This is a genomic window from Rhizobium sp. BG4, assembly GCF_016864575.1.
GTDB lineage: Bacteria > Pseudomonadota > Alphaproteobacteria > Rhizobiales > Rhizobiaceae > Rhizobium.
This window is the reverse complement of record NZ_CP044125.1, coordinates 2,248,336-2,264,272: the sequence shown is the minus strand read 5'-3', so window position 1 is coordinate 2,264,272 and position 15,937 is coordinate 2,248,336. Positions and strand designations below refer to the sequence as shown.

The 15,937-nt window shown below is 61.9% G+C and carries 18 protein-coding genes; 5 read left to right on the top strand and 13 right to left on the bottom strand.

The features are described 5' to 3' along the window. Positions 1–81 precede the first annotated feature (81 nt). Positions 82–252 carry a hypothetical protein gene (locus F2982_RS11645; RefSeq protein WP_203427920.1) on the bottom strand — a complete coding sequence of 57 codons (171 nt, stop codon included), beginning with the start codon at positions 250–252 and terminating at the stop codon, positions 82–84. Positions 253–363: 111 nt separating this feature from the next. Between F2982_RS11645 and F2982_RS11640 the strand changes: the two genes are divergently transcribed. Next, positions 364–1,695, top strand: coding sequence for an APC family permease (locus F2982_RS11640; protein ID WP_112720255.1), 1,332 nt, complete (start codon positions 364–366; stop codon positions 1,693–1,695). Between the two features lie 35 nt (positions 1,696–1,730). Here F2982_RS11640 and F2982_RS11635 read toward each other — a convergent pair whose 3' ends face one another. Further along, positions 1,731–2,513, bottom strand: a complete 783-nt coding sequence (locus F2982_RS11635; RefSeq protein WP_203427919.1) for a helix-turn-helix transcriptional regulator — start codon at positions 2,511–2,513, stop codon at positions 1,731–1,733. A 94-nt stretch (positions 2,514–2,607) separates the two neighbouring features. Here F2982_RS11635 and F2982_RS11630 point away from each other — a divergent pair, with 94 nt between their 5' ends. Together F2982_RS11630 and ubiG are read left to right on the top strand one after the other, a co-directional pair. Beyond that, the gene (locus F2982_RS11630) at positions 2,608–4,038 is read left to right on the top strand and encodes an amidase (RefSeq protein WP_203427918.1); all 1,431 of its coding nucleotides are present in this window, start codon (positions 2,608–2,610) and stop codon (positions 4,036–4,038) included. 53 nt (positions 4,039–4,091) lie between these two features. Beyond that, positions 4,092–4,838 (top strand): bifunctional 2-polyprenyl-6-hydroxyphenol methylase/3-demethylubiquinol 3-O-methyltransferase UbiG, encoded by a 747-nt coding sequence (ubiG, locus tag F2982_RS11625; RefSeq protein ID WP_199627800.1) that lies wholly within the window; start codon positions 4,092–4,094, stop codon positions 4,836–4,838. 4 nt (positions 4,839–4,842) lie between these two features. Here the strand turns inward: ubiG and F2982_RS11620 are convergent, their stop codons facing one another. The 5 genes from F2982_RS11620 to F2982_RS11600 are packed head-to-tail and all read right to left on the bottom strand — an operon-like array spanning position 4,843 to position 7,784. Beyond that, entirely contained in the window at positions 4,843–5,421 is a 579-nt protein-coding gene (locus F2982_RS11620) for a DUF3291 domain-containing protein (RefSeq protein WP_199627801.1), read from the bottom strand. 1 nt (position 5,422) lies between these two features. After that, on the bottom strand, positions 5,423–5,851 hold the full coding sequence (locus tag F2982_RS11615) for a DUF1178 family protein (RefSeq protein ID WP_130284187.1): 429 nt from the start codon (positions 5,849–5,851) through the stop codon (positions 5,423–5,425). After that, positions 5,848–6,705, bottom strand: coding sequence for a carbon-nitrogen hydrolase family protein (locus tag F2982_RS11610; RefSeq protein WP_203427917.1), 858 nt, complete (start codon positions 6,703–6,705; stop codon positions 5,848–5,850). Before F2982_RS11610 ends, F2982_RS11615 begins: the two co-directional genes overlap by 4 nt. Positions 6,706–6,715: 10 nt before the next feature. Then, complete coding sequence (gene grxC / locus F2982_RS11605; RefSeq protein ID WP_112720248.1) at positions 6,716–6,973, bottom strand: glutaredoxin 3; 258 nt, start codon at positions 6,971–6,973, stop codon at positions 6,716–6,718. Positions 6,974–7,007: 34 nt separating this feature from the next. After that, complete coding sequence (locus tag F2982_RS11600) at positions 7,008–7,784, bottom strand: ComF family protein (RefSeq protein ID WP_203427916.1); 777 nt, start codon at positions 7,782–7,784, stop codon at positions 7,008–7,010. Positions 7,785–7,861: 77 nt separating this feature from the next. Between F2982_RS11600 and F2982_RS11595 the strand changes: the two genes are divergently transcribed. Next, a complete protein-coding gene (locus F2982_RS11595) occupies positions 7,862–8,746 on the top strand; it encodes a methyltransferase domain-containing protein (RefSeq protein WP_203427915.1) in 885 nt (294 codons plus the stop codon). Positions 8,747–8,755: 9 nt separating this feature from the next. Here the strand turns inward: F2982_RS11595 and F2982_RS11590 are convergent, their stop codons facing one another. The 6 genes from F2982_RS11590 to F2982_RS11565 form a co-directional block, all read right to left on the bottom strand. After that, positions 8,756–8,968 (bottom strand): Flp family type IVb pilin, encoded by a 213-nt coding sequence (locus F2982_RS11590; RefSeq protein ID WP_348652504.1) that lies wholly within the window; start codon positions 8,966–8,968, stop codon positions 8,756–8,758. After that, a complete protein-coding gene (locus F2982_RS11585; RefSeq protein WP_203427914.1) occupies positions 8,961–9,299 on the bottom strand; it encodes a hypothetical protein in 339 nt (112 codons plus the stop codon). Before F2982_RS11585 ends, F2982_RS11590 begins: the two co-directional genes overlap by 8 nt. Positions 9,300–9,423: 124 nt before the next feature. Next, entirely contained in the window at positions 9,424–9,837 is a 414-nt protein-coding gene (mutT, locus tag F2982_RS11580) for an 8-oxo-dGTP diphosphatase MutT (RefSeq protein ID WP_203427913.1), read from the bottom strand. Between the two features lie 2 nt (positions 9,838–9,839). Next, entirely contained in the window at positions 9,840–10,655 is an 816-nt protein-coding gene (locus F2982_RS11575; protein WP_112720244.1) for a GNAT family N-acetyltransferase, read from the bottom strand. Further along, positions 10,624–11,865, bottom strand: a complete 1,242-nt coding sequence (gene argJ / locus F2982_RS11570) for a bifunctional glutamate N-acetyltransferase/amino-acid acetyltransferase ArgJ (RefSeq protein WP_203427912.1) — start codon at positions 11,863–11,865, stop codon at positions 10,624–10,626. The genes F2982_RS11575 and argJ overlap by 32 nt, the downstream gene beginning before the upstream one ends. Positions 11,866–11,920: 55 nt before the next feature. After that, positions 11,921–12,808, bottom strand: a complete 888-nt coding sequence (locus tag F2982_RS11565) for a peptidylprolyl isomerase (protein WP_112720242.1) — start codon at positions 12,806–12,808, stop codon at positions 11,921–11,923. A gap of 249 nt (positions 12,809–13,057) precedes the next feature. Here F2982_RS11565 and secA point away from each other — a divergent pair, with 249 nt between their 5' ends. Further along, positions 13,058–15,772 carry a preprotein translocase subunit SecA gene (gene secA / locus F2982_RS11560; protein WP_112720241.1) on the top strand — a complete coding sequence of 905 codons (2,715 nt, stop codon included), beginning with the start codon at positions 13,058–13,060 and terminating at the stop codon, positions 15,770–15,772. The last annotated feature ends 165 nt before the right edge of the window (positions 15,773–15,937 follow it).

The following is a 15,937-nucleotide window of genomic DNA, read 5'->3' as shown; positions in this document are numbered from 1 at the left end:
CCAAAGGCCGGAGCGCTCGAATTGGGAGTTCTGAAACGCTTCTAAAGCCTTGGCGCCCAAGGGCTCAAGTTGCGGCGTCTCTTAGCGGCTTTGCATGGGGGTGGCAAGGTCGCCAGTTGGCGTTTGGCGGTACGGTTTAGCAAAGTTTTCCGCGATCGGCGGCAGAGGCTTTTCCTGGCGGCTGTTGACGTCTCCGGCCGCCGCTCCCCATAACACCTTGGGGTTATGTTCGATCTCCGCCCGCTCGTTCATCTTTTCTTCACAAATAAAAAATGCGGGCGGTGACCTGCGCGGAACAGCTAAACGAATTGCACTGCGCAGCTCCCGGGAAGATCAATCAACAACTCTTCGCGGAGGCGGAACATGAATGACACAGTAAAACTCGACCGCACATTGGGCCTCTGGTCCGTTGTGCTTTTTGGTCTGGCCTATATGACGCCGATGATCGTCTTCGGCACTTTCGGCGCACTTGCCGCCGCAAGCCAGGGCACGACTGCCATGGCCTATCTCGTGGCGGCTGCCGCGATCCTGCTCACCGCCATCAGCTACGGCGTCATGGCGCGCGTCTATCCGGTCGCCGGTTCCGCCTACACCTATGCCCGCCGCTCACTGAGCCCGAGCATCGGCTTCCTCGTCGGCTGGGCGGTTCTGCTCGACTATTTCTTCCTGCCGATGGTCATCTGGCTGATCGGCGCGGCCTACCTGACCTCCGCCTTCCCGGCCATCCCGGCCTATGTCTGGATCATCGGCTTCATCTTGCTGACCACGCTGGTCAATGTCGTCGGCATCGCATTCGCAAACCGCGTCAATTTCATCCTGATGCTGGTGCAGCTCGCCGTCCTGATCGCCTTCGTCTTCCTCGCAGCCCGCTATGTCATGGCTGCCAGCGGCCCGGGCGGCCTCGTCTCGGCAACGCCGTTCTTCAAGGCTGACGTGCCCTTCTCGGCATCGATCGCCGGTGCGGCAATCGCCGCCTACTCGTTCCTCGGCTTCGACGCCGTCTCGACGCTGACCGAGGAAACCAAGGATGCCAAGCGCACCATGCCCCGCGCCATCCTGATCACCGCGCTTGCCGGCGGCCTGATCTTCGTCGTCGCTGCCTACGTCACCCAGCTTGCCCATCCGGGCATGGACTTCGTCTCTGTCGATGCCGCTGCCAGCGAAATCGCCAAGACCATCGGCGGCGACCTTTTCGTCACCATCTTCCTTGCAACGCTCGTCGTCGCGCAGTTCACCTCGGGTCTTGCCGCCCAGGCCAGCGTCGGCCGCCTGCTCTTCGCCATGGGACGCGACAGCGTTCTGCCGTCGTCGATCTTCGGCAGCCTGCATCCAAAGTGGCACACGCCGGTGATCAACCTCGTGCTCGTCGGCATCGTCGGCCTGCTGGCGCTGACCATGGACGTGACGACCTCGACCTCCTTCATCAACTTCGGCGCATTCCTCGCCTTCACCGCGGTCAACATCTCGGTCATCGCGCTCTATGTGAAAGGCGACCAGCAGGTGAAGCCGCTCGGCGCGTTGATCGGTCTCGTCATCCCGGCGCTCGCCGCGGTCTGCGATCTCTTCCTGCTCTGGAATCTCGATGAGCATGCCAAGGTTCTCGGCCTGATCTGGCTGGTCATCGGTGTCGGCTATCTCGCCTACCTGACCCGCTTCTTCCAGTCCGCACCTCCCGAAATGGACTTCGCAGAGTAAAGCTTCGAAAAGCGGCCCGGCCGGACACGGCCGGGCTAAGCCAGGAACAGGCGGAAGAGTTCGGCCTGGCTGGAAATGTTGAGTTTCGAGTAGATCTGCCGGCGATGCACCTTCACGGTGTTGGGCGAAAGCTCGAGAACGGCGGCAAGCGAGAGGTTGGAATGTCCTTTGAGGATCAGCGTCACGATCTCGAGTTCACGCTTGGTCAGCAGCGGATGTTCGATCCGTGCGGCTGGAGTGGCATTCTTGATCTCCAGCGACAAGCCCGAGACATGAAACCAGTGACGGCTTCCAAGCGCACAGACGAGCAATGCGGCCGAACGCAGCCGCTGCAGGTCCTCTTCGGAAAACAGCGCCGCATTGCCGGTGCGCGACAGGGACAGCACGGCGATATAGCCGGTCTCGAGCGCCAGAACGAAACCGATCTCGTCGATGATCTCGGTCGTCGCGTAGTGCAGGCGGAAATATTCGGTCTGCGCAAAATCGTCGGGCGCGATCTCGCGCATCACGATCATCCGCGCGCCGCCATCGGCACGGATCGCGTCATAGAAGGGATCGAGCACGAAGGCACCTGCCAGATACCGGTCGACGATCAGCGACCGCTCGGCAACGATCTTCTCGTTATAGAGATCGAAGGCATGGCCATCGGGCGAATAGATGAAGCCGTTCATCATCTGGAACGGCGCCAGCAGCCTGAGCGCTGCGGCAAGCGCATCCGGAAAGGCCCGCGAACCGATGGCGTTCGCAGCCTGCGCGAGAGCAGCATTCCAGACGTCGAAGGACGGCATCTGGGAAGTTGGTCTCGAAACGGAATTCATGAATTGTCCTGGCAATGAAAAGCCGTAGACGGCTTCCGGCACAGCAAGCACTCTTTCAAAGCGAAATGCAATGACCCCGATGGAACACGCAGACATGACCAAGAACGCGGCCGAACAATCCGCCTCCCATCCGCTCGACCTCCCGGCAACGGAGATCGCCCGCGGCATTCGCGAAGGGCGTTTCTCGTCGGTATCAGTCGTTGCCGAATCCATCCGACGCGCCAGGGCCGTCAATTCGACCCTCAACCCTTTCACGGTGATCCGCGAGGAACAGGCGCTGGAAGCCGCCCAGGCCGCGGACCGTAGCGCAGCGCGCGGCGAAGCGACAGCCCCCCTTCACGGCGTCCCCTTCGCTGCCAAGGACATGACCCCCACCAAGGGAGACCTGACGACCCTCGGCTCCTGGACCCAGGGTGACCGGATCCCCGACGAGACCGCCCTCGTCGTCCGCCGTCTCCAGGATGCCGGCGGCATCCTCATGGGCAAGACGACGACCCCGGAATTCGCCTATGCCAGCTTCACCCATAGCCCGCGCTGGGGCATCACCCGCAACCCATGGAACCCGGAGTGCACCTCCGGCGGCTCCTCCGGCGGCTCTGCCGTTGCAGTCGCAACCGGCGTCGTGCCCTTCGCCGAGGGTACGGATATGGGCGGCTCGGTCCGCATACCCGCGGCCTTGAGCGGCACGGTCGGCCTCAAGGCCAGCATCGGCCGCATCCCGATGACCATCCTGCCGAGCGTCTTCGATAACATCTCGCATTTCGGCCCGCTCGCCCGCACCGTCGGCGATGCCGTCTCCTTCATGGAAGCGACCTGCGGACCGAGCGACGAGGACATCTCGTCGCTGCCTGTTGGCTTCGTCTCGCACGTTGCCCGCAACGGCAGCCTCGCAGGCAAGCGCTTCGCCCTGTCGGTCGATCTCGGCTATTATCAGGTCGAACCCGAAGTCGAACGGCTTGTCCGCCAGGCGGCCGACGAGCTGCGCCGCGCCGGGGCAACGGTCGATGAAGTGCCTATGCAATGGACACGCGCCGTCAACGACGAATGGTTCGACCTCTGGTGCGTCTTCATGTCCGGCTTCTTCGGTGAGACGATCGAGACCTATCGCGACAAGATGGATCCGGCCGTCGTTTCGATGATCGATCGCGGGCTGGCGATGAACGCCACCGCCTACAAGCGCGTCGAGCTGCTGCGCACCCGCATGTGGCGCGACATGGCCGCCCTCTTTGAAAATTACGACGCACTGCTCTGCCCGACCTGCGCCGTTACCGCCCCGCTGGTCACCGAATGCGATGACGATTATGTCGCGACCGGCCCGGATGGTCGCTTCGTCGGTCTCGACATGACCTGTCCCTTCAACATGCTGCCGCAGCTTCCCGCCCTGTCGCTTCCCGTCGGCCTCGCATCGAACGGCCTGCCCGTCGGCCTGCAGATCGTCGGCCGCCGCTTTGCGGATGAAAACGTGCTGTCGATGGCTGCGGCCCTGGAGGCGCGGCTCTCTGTCCCGCGGCTTCCCGCCCCTTGACTTATGCCGCCGATCGTCCGACTTCACTCATGACTGACGCAAGGAGCAGACCAATGAGCGAAGCCGCAAAGAGCACGATCGACCAGAGCGAAGTGGACCGCTTCTCGGCGATGGCGGCTGAGTGGTGGAGCCCGACCGGCAAGTTCAAGCCGCTGCACAAGTTCAACCCGGTGCGGCTGACCTATATCCGCGACAAGGCAGCCGAGAATTTCGGGCTCGACCCGAAAAGCCCGAAGCCGCTGGAAGGCCTGCGCGTCCTCGACATCGGCTGCGGCGGCGGCCTGCTGTCCGAGCCGGTTGCGCGGATGGGCGCCACCGTCGTCGGCGCCGACCCCTCCGAAAAGAATATCGGCATCGCCTCCACCCATGCGAAGGCGTCGGGCGTTTCCGTCGATTACCGTCCTGTCACGGCCGAACAGCTCGCCGAAGCCGGCGAGACCTTCGATATCGTCCTGAACATGGAAGTCGTTGAGCACGTCGCCGACGTCGAATTCTTCATGTCGACCTGCTCCAGGATGGTCCGCCCCGGCGGCATGATGTTCGTCGCCACCATCAACCGCACGATGAAGGCCGCCGCGCTCGCGATCTTCGCGGCCGAAAACATCCTGCGCTGGCTGCCGCGCGGCACGCATCAATATGAAAAGCTGGTTCGTCCCGAAGAACTGGAAGCGCCGATGACCGCCTCTGGCCTCGAAGTCATCGACCGCACCGGCGTCTTCTTCAATCCTCTGGCCAACCAATGGAATCTGTCGAAGGACATGGACGTGAATTACATGCTGCTAGCAAAGCGCCCGGCCTGAGCAATCAGACCTTCAATTTACTCACGAGTTCCAAGAGATCCTGCTGGCGCGTGGCGTTTTGGGCAGCAACCTCCTTCACCCGTTCGCGGTCGATGGTGATTTCCTCGCCGTCAGGACCATAAGGCTGCTTGAAGTTGAACGCATGCGCGCTCGGTCCGTGATCGTCGAGATATTCAAGCCGCGAGGCGCCCTCCTGCCAGTCTGGCCGATGGGTGGCCGAGACCCACCACAAAACCAGCGGCGGCCAGCTCTGCCGGGCATTCCAGGCCCGGGCATTCTTCAACGCGTCGGCATGCACGCCGTTATAGCTGAAGGCCATCAAGGACTCGATATCGGCCCAGAGCGACAATGAGGACGGCGCGGTGGTGAAGCCGCTGCCTTCGATATATCTCGGAAAAACCTGAACGCCCCAGCTTCGCGTACCGGGTACGCCCGGATAACCCGAACGCCCCAGGAAGCCCTGCGCTCGCGTCGCTGCTTCGAAATTTGCGGGTTCGCGCAGCATGAAGCCGCGAACCGCCTCACTATCAGCCGGCGCCACATGAAGCCCGAAATTGTAAAAGGCGAGGCGCGCGGACTGCATGTCAGTTCACATCGTCAGGTAGGACGGGCAGGGCAGCGATCTCGATGCCCTCCTCGATCAGCTCCTGGGCCTCGTTGGCCGTTGCCTGGCCGATAATGCCGCGCGCATCGGCTTCGCCGTAGTGGATCTTACGCGCCTCCTCAGGAAATCGCGTCCCGACATCCTCGGAATTCGCCTTCACCTGAGCAACGGCATCCTTGAGCTTCTGAAATGCCTCACGGCGCATCGCGTCCATGGCGACGGTCTTGATCTCGTCCTTCTTGCGTGCGGTGGAGACGGACGGCGCCATGAGCACCTTCGAGATCGAGCCCGAATGGCAGACGGGGCAGGTCAGGAAACCGGACGCTACCTGCCTATCGAAATCGGCGCTCTCGGAAAACCAGCCTTCGAACTCGTGGGCATTCTCGCAACTGAGGGAATAGCGGATCAAGCGGCAACGCCTCCCTTCACCGCCCCCGGTATCTTCTCGATCGAGAATTCCCGGCCGTTCTTCAGGTTCGGGATCTTGTCATGCGCAGCTTTCACGGCAGCCAGATCGATCTCCGCCAGAATAACGGCCTCGCCGGTGCCCCCGGCAGATGTCAGAACCCGGCCCCAGGGATCAATGATCATCGAATGACCGAAGGTCTCGCGCCCGTCCTCATGCACGCCGGCCTGCGCGGCTGCGATAACGAAGACGCCGTTCTCGATGGCGCGGGCCCTCAGCAGGATTTCCCAATGCGCTTCGCCGGTCTGCCTCGTGAAGGCGGCAGGAACCGTCATCACTTCGGCACCGGCAACCGCCTGTGCCCGGAAAAGCGCCGGGAAACGGACGTCGTAGCAGATGGTGAAACCCATCTCCACAAATGGCAGCGACACGACACGGGCTTCCGAGCCAGGCCGGTAGGCGGCGCTTTCACGCCAGCTCTCGCCGTTGTCTAGATCCACATCGAACATGTGGATCTTGTCGTAGCGGTTCAGGACCTTGCCATCGGGGCCGAATAAAAAGCCGCGATTGGCCATCTTGCCATCGTCGAGCGCGATCGCCGTCGAGCCGACATGCATATGGATGCCGAGCTCGGCCGCAAGCTCCGAAGCGGTCCGCACGATGATATCGTCGGCTTCACCGCGCAACACCGCTTTGGCAGCCGCGCGGTCACGCTGCAGCATCCCGGTCATTTCGGGCGTCTGGACATAGGTCGCGCCCTGAGCGGCGGCCTCGCGGACAAGCCGCGCCATCGACACGGCATTGCGCGCCGGATCGACGCCTGAGCACATCTGAACGGCTGCTGCCTTGAAGACCATGGTGCTACCCTCAGGCCGCCAGCATCGGATCGAGCTTGCCGGCGCGATCAAGCGCGAAGAGATCGTCGCAACCGCCGACATGCTCACTGCCGATGAAAATCTGCGGGAAGGTCGTGCGGCCGTTCGACTTGCCGATCATCTCCTGGCGCAGATCGGGCGAAAACGTCGCATCATGCTCGACGTAATCGACACCCTTCTCTTCGAGCAGGGACTTGGCGCGGGCGCAATAGCCGCAGAACTGCCGTGTATAGATCGTAACGGGTACCATATTCCGGTCTCCAGACGGGCCTGTTTTCTCCTTGTCATATAGGTTCTTGCAGAGCCCTTGCAAAGGTCAAAACAGTGATGTCGGAGGCGCCTGCCTTGCGCAAGACGCGCGTTGCCGCGGCCACTGTCGCGCCGGTCGTGTAGACATCATCGACAAGCACGATCCGTTTGCCGAAAAGATCGTTTTCCCGCCCACGTGCGATCGCGAAGGCCCCGCGCACATTCTCCTCACGCGCCCTCGCCCCGAGCCCCACCTGCTGTTCCGTTCGCTTGACGCGCAGCAAGGTGGCGGGAAGCAACGGCTTGCCCGAGACGTGGCCCAGATGCCGCGCAAGCTCCGCCGCCTGGTTGAACTTGCGCGACAGCATCCGCGACCGGTGCAGCGGGACAGGAATGATCGCATCGCAGGCTTCGACGGCACCATCGCTCGCCCGCAGCATCCAGCCCGCCATCATCGGCGCAAGATCGACGCGGTCGCGATATTTCAGCCCATGCACCAGATTGCGGACCGCCTCGTCGTGAACGGCGGCAGAGCGCAGACGATCGAAGGGTGGCGGGTCGGCAATCGCCTGCGCACTCAGGATACCGCCTCCGAGATCGTGAGAGAATGGCGACCCCAGCACCTCGCAATAGGGCCTCTCGATGAAGAGCACGCCCGACCAGCATTCGGCGCAAAGCCCGCGATGCCCTGATGTCATCGTACCGCAGGCAGCGCAGGCCGGCGGATAGACGAGGTCGGCAAGCGCATGGAAGGGCCGCGCAAGATGCGCCCAGCCTGACCGCGCTGCTTTGCCGAAATCGATTGCCCCCATGGAGCGAGAGTAGCCGCTTCCGGCCAAAAGGAAAATCCGTCTTGCCGCCTGCCGGTGACGGGACTATGCACATCGCCATGGATATCATTTTCGATAGAGCCGCGATCGCTGCCCACCGCCACCGGGCGCTGAAGAACAGCGACCACAACGCCGCCTTCCTTCTCGACATCGCCGCAACCGAACTTGCCGAACGGCTCTCCGTCGTGGAGCGGCAGTTCGATCGCGCCGTCGAGCTGCATGGCGCGACCGGCACGGCGGCAAAGGCAGCGCTGGCGCTCGGCAAGATCGGTCAATTAGACCGCGTCGAAGCAGAGGCAGCCTATGGCGCCGAGGGAGAGGTCGCCTTCGTCGCCCCCCTCGAAGACGTCCCGCTCGAGCCGCAATCGGCCAACCTCATCATTGCCCCGCTCAGCCTACACCTGACCAACGACACGCCCGGCGTCTTCATCCAGATCCGCCGCGCATTGAAGCCCGACGGCCTTTTTCTTGCGGCTATCCCCGGCACGGGCACGCTACAGGAACTCCGTGACGTGCTGCTTGCTACCGAAGCCGAAATGACCGGCGGCGCCAGCCCTCGCGTCATTCCCTTCGCCGATGTCCGCGATGTCGGCAGCCTGTTGCAGCGCGCCGGCTTCTCGCTGCCGGTCATCGATGCCGAGAGCTATACAGTGCGCTACGACTCGATCTTTCCGCTGATGAAGGATCTGCGCGCCATGGGCATGGCGAACCCGCTCGCCGCGCGCAGCCGCAAGCCGCTTTCGCGCGCTTTCTTCCTGCGTGCCGCCGAAATCTATGCCGAGCGCTATTCCGATCCGGACGGCCGGATCCGCGCGACATTCTCGATCATCTATGTCTCGGGATGGGCTCCACACGAGAGCCAGCAGAAACCTTTGCAGCCGGGATCGGCCAAGGCGCGTCTCGCCGATGCTCTCCGGGTCGAAGAGCACAAGCTGAAGCAGTAGAGCCGAAGCTTACTGGCTGTGCGAGGCGAGCGTATTGCTGACGCTCGTGAACGTGTTCTGAAGATTGTTGCCGAAGGTGCCGACACCGGCGATGATGCCGACCGAGATCAGCGCGGCCAGAAGACCATACTCAACAGCAGTTGCGCCGCGGATGTCGGCGATCAAGGCCTTCAGAGAACGCATCATCCCAACCCTTCCCGCAGAAAGCGGCGCATCAGCCATTTGATCTTCCATCAGCAGCCGGCCCCGAGCCGTATCCCTGAACGACGCAGACGGAGCCCGGAGTTTCCTGGAGCACGCTGCGGCGGATCGTGTAACGCTTGCCGTTCTCGGTCTTGGGGATCGAGCCGGTGGTGATGTTGTCGAAGTCGGAGGGAACGCTTGCGAAAACGCTCGACTTCGACTTGTCGGCCAGCATCGGGGTGAGGATGAGGGTGAGCGCCACGGCGGCGGTGCCGAAGAGCAAGGCAAGATTGAGCGCGCCCGTCCTGCGTGAAGCATTCGAGCCTTGCTGTTTTTCTCTAACCGCTTTCCAGAAATCGTCGTCGACCATGCGTCAAGCCTTCATACACACACGCCAGTTGCTTGATTGAGGCCGATCTTTGGCAGAAGGTGTTAAACGATCGATTAATATCCACAGACAAAAACCGTCCGTGAAAGCAAATAGTGAGAAATCCCTAAAGTAGATCCTGCAGCATCGGGATCAGCGGCTCGTCGGCCGGCGGCATGGGATAATCACGCAATTGCATGGGCTTGACCCATTTCAGCGCCTGCCCTTCCCGGCTTTGCGGCATGCCCTCATAGCGGCGGCAGACATAAAGCGGCATCAGCAGATGAAATGTGTCGTAGCTGTGGCTGGCAAATGTCAGCGGCGCCAGGCAGGCGACCTTGGTCTTGATGCCAAGCTCCTCTTCGAGCTCGCGCACCAGGCACTCTTCCGGCGTCTCGCCCGGCTCGACCTTGCCACCCGGAAATTCCCAAAGACCGGCAAGCGATTTTCCTTCCGGCCGCTGCGCCAGAAGAATGCGCCCGTCGGAATCGATCAGCGCGCAGGCAGCAACCAGGAGAATTTTCTTGCCGGCATCGCTCATCGTCAGAGCGCCTTACGCCAGTAGCTGTAGCGATAGGCTTCACGGAAGCCGAGGCGGTCGTAGAGTGCAAGAGCCGGCGCGTTATCGGCCTTGACCTGAAGCCAGCCGGTGCGGGCACTGCGCATACGCGCCCAGCGAAGAGCCGATGTCAGAATTTCGAGACCGAGACCTTCGCGCCGGCGCTCCCGGGCGACCGACAGCGACATGATGCCGGCCAGATCGTTGTCCTGCACGCAAAGAACCGTCGCCAGCGGCCCCGATGCCGGATCCTCGATCATGAACAGGCCGGACGGCGGCTTAATCGCGTTGATCACTTCGGCCAGCGCCGCCTTCAGCCGCGGCGAGACCTGGTCGGTCGAGAGATTGGCATCGACGAAGCGGCCGATATCGTGCGTCGGCAGATGGTCGAGGGTATCTGGAAGATCGGCCTGCGTCAGATCGCAGGTCATGACGATCGTCTCGTCGAAATGCGTCCAGTTCTGCTCGGCGACCAGGTCGACGAGCAGCGGCGTGCAGAGCGGCGTCTGCCGCAGCACGGCCGGACGACCATAGGCTTCGAACTTCCTGCTCGCCTTTTCCAGGCGGATCTCAATATCGCGATGATCGGACGGATCGAGGGGCACGATGGAATTCAGACGGTTCGAGGGATGACCCGCCGTCAGCCGTACCTGCCAGCTGCCGTCATACTGCACGGACGAAGCGGGCCACGCCCGGAAACCAACTGCTTCCAGCCTGCGAACGAGCGGCAAGTTTGCCGTCTTTGAAGAAGTCTCAGTCAATGAACGATCAGCTCCGGTAGTCACCGTTGATCGCCACATACTCCTTAGTGAGGTCGCAGGTCCAGACCGTTGCCTGACCTTTACCGAGACCGATGTCGACTTTAACCGGAATATCCTGCTGTTTCATGACGTTCGACGCAGCCTCTTCCGAGTAGCCGGGGTCGCGCTCGCCGTTGACGGCAACGCGCACATCGCCGAACCAGATCGCCAGACGGTCGCGATCCGCCATTTCGCCGGCCTTGCCGACAGCCATGACGATACGGCCCCAGTTGGCGTCCTCGCCGGCAGCCGCCGTCTTGACCAGCGGCGAATTGGCGATCGAAAGCGCGATCCGCTTGGCCGCCGCATCGCTCTCGGCGCCGGTCACGGTGATTTCGAGCATCTTGGTCGCGCCTTCGCCGTCGCGGCAGACCTGCAGCGCCAGATCCTTGAGCACTTCGTTGAGCGCGACGCGGAAGGTCGCGAGACGGGCATCGTCGGCGCGCTCGACGCGCGCCTGACCGTCAACCGCTGCGGCGCCGGTTGCAAACAGCATCAGCGTATCGGATGTCGAGGTGTCGCTATCGACGGTCATCGAGTTGAAAGTCGGGCCGACGCCTTCCGACAGCATCGCCTGCAGCGCGGCCGGAGCGATATCGGCATCGGTTACGACGAAGGAGAGCATCGTCGCCATGTCGGGCGCGATCATCCCGGCGCCCTTGGCGATCCCGTTGATCGTCACCTTGACGCCGCCGATTTCGGCGCTGCGCGTCGCGACCTTCGGATAGGTGTCCGTGGTCATGATCGCCTTGGCTGCCTCGAACCAGAAATCACCGGTCGCATCGCGATGCATGGCATCGAGAACACCAGAAAACTTGGTCGCGTCCAGCGGCTCGCCGATAACACCGGTCGAGGCGAGGTACACCTCGTTCTCGCCGCAGCCGACGGCAGCCGCGGCGGACTTCGCCGTCAGCTCAGTGGCGGCGCGGCCCTTGAGGCCGGTGAAGGCATTGGCATTGCCGGAATTGACGACGACGGCGCGCGCAACCCCGTGCGGCAGGTTGCTGCGGCAGAAATCGACGGGCGCCGACGGGCACTTCGAGCGGGTAAAGACGCCCGCGACCGAAGCCGGCTTGTCGAACACCATCATCAGTACGTCGGTTCGGTTCTTGTACTTGATCCCGGCAGCAGCGGTCGCCATGCGCACACCGCGAAGCGCGGGCATGGATGCGAAGGTCTTCGGGGCGAGCGGAGAAACGGAACCGGACATTGTGATGGACCTGCCTGATAGTGAAGGGCCCGGAAGAACCGGGCCCGAATGATGATTACTGCTGCGGCTGAACGGCGGGCTCATCGCCTGGCGCCGGCTGCTTGTTGGCATCCTCGTAACCCTTGCGAAGGGTTTCGTCCATGATGTCGACCTTGGACTTTTCCTTCGCCGAGGCGAGAAGGGCAAGATACTTGTCGCGCATGACGAGCTGACGAACCTGGTCCTTGACCTGGTCGAACGGCGGCGGCGGTGCATCGCGCTTATCTTCGACCTTGATGACGTGGTAACCGAAATCGGTCTTCACCGGGGTCTTGGAGTAGGTGCCCTTTTCGAGCGCGAAGGCTGCGTCTTCGAATTCCTTGACCATGCGGCCCTTGGTGAAATAGCCGAGATCGCCGCCGTCAGCCTTGTTCGGGTCCGTGGACTTTTCCTTCGCGAGTTCAGCAAAATCCTTGCCGGCGTCGAGCTGCTTGATGACGTCCTTGGCTTCATCCTCGGTCTTGACCAGGATGTGGCGGGCGTGAACTTCTTCCTGCTTCGGCAGGGCTGCGACTTCCTTGTCGTAGCGTGCCTTCACTTCGTCGTCGGTGACGGTGTCGACAACGTGCTTCTTGAAGTAGGCATTGTGCAGCTCGCGATCGGAAAGATACTGCATGCGCTTCTTGAATTCTTCGGTCTGGTCGAGCTTTTCGGCGGCGGCGTCGCCGGCCAGCAGCTTCACATCGATGGCAGCAGAAAGGGCAGCGACCTTCTTCTGATCGTCCGGCAGCTGAGCGAGCTGCGGGTCCAAATTGGCGATCGCCAGATCGAGTTCCGACTGATGAATTTCCAGGTTGCCAACCTTGGCGATGACGGCGTCCGGCTTGTCTTCAGCGTAGACCGGCGCATGGAACGCAACGAAGGTCGCGACCGCCATCACGGCAAGTTTGTTGTAGCTCAACATCAAATAACCTTTCAGAGTTACACCACCGGCTTCAGCATCACGTGTGAATCCAGCCTAAAACAGCGTTCAACACTGGAATGTGGCCTTTCTATATCAGCCAAATCCGTTGACATCATTCGACCCCCCTCTTATCTGTCACGCAACCTCGCGTCCAGAACAGTTTCCTGGCGTTTCGAGGCGTGCGCCTGAATTTCGGCTGGGTGCGCGCATAAGAAAAGCCGGGGAAGAATATGAGAAAGGGCCAGTCATATGGTCAGCTTTGGCGGCATCGCCCGCAAGATATTTGGCTCTGCCAATGACCGCCGCGTGCGGTCTTTCCAGCCGAAAGTCGCAGCAATCAGCGCCATCGAAGAAAAGACGAAGGCCTTGAGCGACGAGCAGCTCGCCGCACAGACGGTCGAGTTCCGCAAGCAGCTGGCAGATGGCAAGACGCTCGACGACATCCTGATCCCGGCTTTTGCCGTGGTTCGCGAGGCCTCGCGCCGCGTTCTCGGCATGCGACCTTTTGACGTACAGCTCGTCGGCGGCATGATCCTTCACTCCGGCGACATCGCCGAGATGAAGACCGGCGAAGGTAAGACGCTGGTCGCAACCCTGCCGGTCTATCTGAACGCGCTTTCCGGCAAGGGCGTGCACGTCGTCACCGTCAACGACTACCTGGCGCAGCGCGACGCGGCGACCATGGGCAAGGTCTACGGCTTCCTCGGCCTCACCACGGGCGTCATCGTCCACGGTCTTTCCGACGAGGAACGCGCAGCCGCCTATAACTGCGACATCACCTACGCCACCAACAACGAGCTCGGCTTCGATTATCTTCGCGATAACATGAAGTATGAGAAGGCGCAGATGGTCCAGCGCGGCCACAACTTCGCGATCGTCGACGAAGTGGACTCGATCCTGGTCGACGAAGCCCGCACGCCGCTGATCATTTCCGGCCCGCTCGATGACCGCTCCGATCTCTACAACACGATCGACGCTTTCATCCCGCTGCTCTCCGACGGCGATTATGAAATCGACGAGAAGCAGCGTTCCGCCAACTTCTCCGAAGAAGGCACGGAAAAGCTCGAAGGTCTCCTGAAGCAGGCCGGCCTGCTCAAGGGCGCTTCGCTCTACGACATCGAAAACGTCGCGATCGTCCATCACGTCAACAACGCGCTGAAGGCCCACAAGCTGTTCCAGCGCGACAAGGACTACATCGTCCGTAACGACGAGATCGTCATCATCGACGAGTTCACCGGCCGCATGATGCCGGGCCGCCGTTATTCGGAAGGCCAGCACCAGGCGCTCGAAGCCAAGGAAAAGGTCAAGATCCAGCCGGAAAACCAGACGCTGGCGCAGATCACCTTCCAGAACTACTTCCGCATGTACGGCAAGCTCGCCGGCATGACCGGTACGGCGCAGACGGAAGCGGAAGAATTCGGCAACATCTACGGCCTCGAGGTCGTCGAAGTGCCGACCAACCTGCCGATCCAGCGTATCGACGAAGACGACGAGGTCTACCGGACCTTCGAAGAGAAGTACAAGGCGATCATCGCCGAGATCGCTGACGCGCAGAAGCGCGGCCAGCCGGTTCTCGTCGGCACCACCTCGATCGAAAAGTCCGAACTGCTCGCCGACCTGATGCGCAAGCAGGGCTTCAAGGACTTCCAGGTTCTGAACGCCCGCTACCATGAGCAGGAAGCCTATATCGTCGCCCAGGCCGGTGTTCCCGGCGCTGTGACGATCGCCACCAACATGGCCGGCCGCGGTACCGACATTCAGCTCGGCGGCAACCTCGAAATGCGTGTCGAGCGCGAGTTAGAAGGCGTCGAGCACGGTCCCGAATATGATGCCAAGGTCGAGGCGATCCGTGCCGAGATCAAGCAGCTGAAGGAAAAGGCGCTTGCCGCCGGCGGTCTCTACGTCATCGCAACGGAACGCCACGAAAGCCGCCGTATCGACAACCAGCTGCGCGGCCGTTCCGGCCGTCAGGGCGACCCGGGCCGCTCGAAGTTCTACCTGTCGCTCCAGGACGACCTGATGCGCATCTTCGGCTCCGACCGTATGGACGGCATGCTGACGAAGCTCGGCCTCAAGGAAGGCGAGGCAATCGTCCATCCCTGGATCAACAAGGCTCTCGAACGCGCGCAGAAGAAGGTCGAAGCCCGCAACTTCGACATCCGCAAGAACCTGCTCAAGTATGACGACGTTCTCAACGACCAGCGCAAGGTCATCTTCGACCAGCGCCTGGAGCTGATGGAAGCCGCCAACATTGCCGAGACCGTTTCGGATATGCGCCGCGAAGTCATCGAAGACCTCGTCGACAAGCACATTCCGGAACGCGCCTACGCCGAACAGTGGGATGCTGCCGGTCTCAAGGAACAGGTGGCAAACCTTCTCAACCTCGACCTGCCGATCGAAGACTGGGCCAAGGAAGAGGGTATCGGCGAAGACGATATCCGCGAGCGCATCACCGAAGCTGCAAACGCCGCCTTCACCGAGAAGGCCGAGCGTTTCGGCGACGACATCATGCGCTATGTCGAGCGCTCGATCCTGATGCAGACGCTCGACCACCTGTGGCGCGAGCACATCGTCAACCTCGACCACCTGCGTTCGGTCATCGGCTTCCGCGGCTACGCGCAACGCGACCCGCTGCAGGAATACAAGTCCGAAGCCTTCGAGCTGTTCCAGTCGCTGCTGAACAACCTCCGCCAGGCGGTTACCGCGCAGCTTATGCGCGTCGAGCTGGTCCAGCAGGCACCGGCCGAGCCGGAGCTTCCGGTCATGCAGGCCCAGCACCTGGATCCCGACACCGGCGAGAACGATTTCGCGCCGATTTACCAGGCATCCGAAGTGATCGTCGCGCCTGAAAACCGCGATCCGAACGATCCCTCGACCTGGGGCAAGGTCGGCCGCAATGAGCCCTGCCCCTGCGGTTCGGGCAAGAAGTTCAAGCATTGCCACGGCGCTTTTGCCGAAGCTTGATTGACTGAAAAAGATGATGAAAATGCCGCCTCCGGGCGGCATTTTCTTTTGTGGATCAAGCAACTTCACTGTTGAGCACGCGCCGCCAGCACAACCGTTTCTTAACCCTGATCTGGCAAGACTGAGAACACGATTTGCCTGAGTTCTGAGTTGTGCGTGTTCATT

Excerpts from the sequence above, each read along its gene's own strand:
- F2982_RS11645 (WP_203427920.1), bottom strand. The coding sequence starts at position 252 with ATGAACGAGCGGGCGGAGATCGAACATAACCCCAAGGTGTTATGGGGA.
- F2982_RS11640 (WP_112720255.1), top strand. The coding sequence starts at position 364 with ATGAATGACACAGTAAAACTCGACCGCACATTGGGCCTCTGGTCCGTT.
- F2982_RS11635 (WP_203427919.1), bottom strand. The coding sequence starts at position 2,513 with ATGAATTCCGTTTCGAGACCAACTTCCCAGATGCCGTCCTTCGACGTC.
- F2982_RS11630 (WP_203427918.1), top strand. The coding sequence starts at position 2,608 with ATGACCAAGAACGCGGCCGAACAATCCGCCTCCCATCCGCTCGACCTC.
- ubiG (WP_199627800.1), top strand. The coding sequence starts at position 4,092 with ATGAGCGAAGCCGCAAAGAGCACGATCGACCAGAGCGAAGTGGACCGC.
- F2982_RS11620 (WP_199627801.1), bottom strand. The coding sequence starts at position 5,421 with ATGCAGTCCGCGCGCCTCGCCTTTTACAATTTCGGGCTTCATGTGGCG.
- F2982_RS11610 (WP_203427917.1), bottom strand. The coding sequence starts at position 6,705 with ATGGTCTTCAAGGCAGCAGCCGTTCAGATGTGCTCAGGCGTCGATCCG.
- grxC (WP_112720248.1), bottom strand. The coding sequence starts at position 6,973 with ATGGTACCCGTTACGATCTATACACGGCAGTTCTGCGGCTATTGCGCC.
- F2982_RS11600 (WP_203427916.1), bottom strand. The coding sequence starts at position 7,784 with ATGGGGGCAATCGATTTCGGCAAAGCAGCGCGGTCAGGCTGGGCGCAT.
- F2982_RS11595 (WP_203427915.1), top strand. The coding sequence starts at position 7,862 with ATGGATATCATTTTCGATAGAGCCGCGATCGCTGCCCACCGCCACCGG.
- F2982_RS11590 (WP_348652504.1), bottom strand. The coding sequence starts at position 8,968 with ATGGCTGATGCGCCGCTTTCTGCGGGAAGGGTTGGGATGATGCGTTCT.
- F2982_RS11585 (WP_203427914.1), bottom strand. The coding sequence starts at position 9,299 with ATGGTCGACGACGATTTCTGGAAAGCGGTTAGAGAAAAACAGCAAGGC.
- mutT (WP_203427913.1), bottom strand. The coding sequence starts at position 9,837 with ATGAGCGATGCCGGCAAGAAAATTCTCCTGGTTGCTGCCTGCGCGCTG.
- F2982_RS11575 (WP_112720244.1), bottom strand. The coding sequence starts at position 10,655 with ATGTGGCGATCAACGGTGACTACCGGAGCTGATCGTTCATTGACTGAG.
- argJ (WP_203427912.1), bottom strand. The coding sequence starts at position 11,865 with ATGTCCGGTTCCGTTTCTCCGCTCGCCCCGAAGACCTTCGCATCCATG.
- F2982_RS11565 (WP_112720242.1), bottom strand. The coding sequence starts at position 12,808 with ATGTTGAGCTACAACAAACTTGCCGTGATGGCGGTCGCGACCTTCGTT.
- secA (WP_112720241.1), top strand. The coding sequence starts at position 13,058 with ATGGTCAGCTTTGGCGGCATCGCCCGCAAGATATTTGGCTCTGCCAAT.